Genomic DNA, 1406 nt, shown 5'->3' with positions numbered 1-1406 from the left:
CTACTTAAAAATTCTAAATCATGAGAAATACAAAAATCAGTATTCCTTTTTTACGAAGAGTATTAATTGCTTCAGATACGACTTTCATATTTTCATAATCAAGTCCACTGGTTGGCTCATCAAAAATCAGAATTTTTTTGTTTGAAGCTATTGCAGCCGCAATAGTAACTCGCTGCTTTTGCCCTCCTGATAAACTTTGCGGATGTCTATTTCTGAATGATGAAATATTCAATAAATTCATCGCATCTTCTATTTTCTCATCATTTTGCTTAATAGTCTTAATGCTATTCATAGAACTGAGCATTAACTCAGAAACAACAGAATCGGAGTACAGTTGATAGTCTGCATCTTGCATTACAAAATATACACTTTTATATAAGTTCTTTTGCTTTGTATATTTACCTTCAATAAAAAATTGTCCACTTCTTGCTTTTAGTAATCCTGACATTATTTTACCTAATGTCGTTTTGCCGTTTCCATTGTGTCCAACTATAGCTACTGTTTCACCAAAATTCCCTTCTAAATTACAATTACTCAAAACAGAATGATTGACATCATAGGAAAAAGATAAATTTTCCACTTTAAAATCTGCATTTTGCTTGTTAACAATAAGATTATCCTTTAGTTCATATTTAATATTACTTAACTTAAATGTTCGAAGTTTATACGCTCTAATATCTGAATCATTCAAGTTATCAATATCATTTTTCTTTAATTCTCTATCAATTTTTCCATCTTTCATTATTAAGCATTTATCTACTAAATTTTTTAAATAGAACAATCTATGCTCTGAAACAATTACTGTATGTCCCTGTTTCTTTAACCACTCCATAATTTTTTTCAATTTAATAATTGAATGAATATCTAAATTTGCAGATGGCTCGTCAAAAACATAAATCTTGGGATTCAAAGTTTTTGCAGCTATAATCGCTATCTTTTGTTTTTCACCACTAGATAAAGAAAACATATCTCTATCCATAAGATTTTCAGCTTCTAAATCGTGAAATGCACAATTCACTCTATCTATCATTTCATCTCTATCTATTCCATAATTTTCAAGAGCAAATGCCACTTCCTTGGTACTATTCGTTGTAAAAAATTGACTTCGTGGATTTTGAAATATAGAAGCAATATTTTTCCCCATTTCTCCGGGAGTGATAGTTTTTATATCACTTCCTAACACTTTCACAGTTCCAGTTAAAACCCCTTCAAAGAAATGTGGAATTAAGCCGTTTATCAATCTTGTAACAGTTGTTTTCCCTGAACCAGACTGACCAGTAAGCAAAATAAATTCTCCTTCTTTAACTTTGAAATTTATATTTCTGAGACTCCTTTCTGTTTGTGTTCCATAACTGAAACTTACATTATCAAAATCAATAACTACATCTCCCATTTCATCACCTATA

Annotated in this window: 1 protein-coding gene; it reads right to left on the bottom strand. The window is 30.1% G+C overall.

The annotated features are described in order from the left end of the window. Positions 1–13 precede the first annotated feature (13 nt). Positions 14–1406 (bottom strand): ABC transporter ATP-binding protein (locus tag HMPREF9333_RS11945; RefSeq protein WP_242822347.1); only part of this gene is annotated, 1393 nt, incomplete at its 5' end.

Origin of the sequence: Johnsonella ignava ATCC 51276 (assembly GCF_000235445.1) — a bacterium.
Taxonomy (GTDB): domain Bacteria; phylum Bacillota; class Clostridia; order Lachnospirales; family Lachnospiraceae; genus Johnsonella; species Johnsonella ignava.
This window is presented reverse-complemented; position numbering and strand designations above follow the sequence as displayed.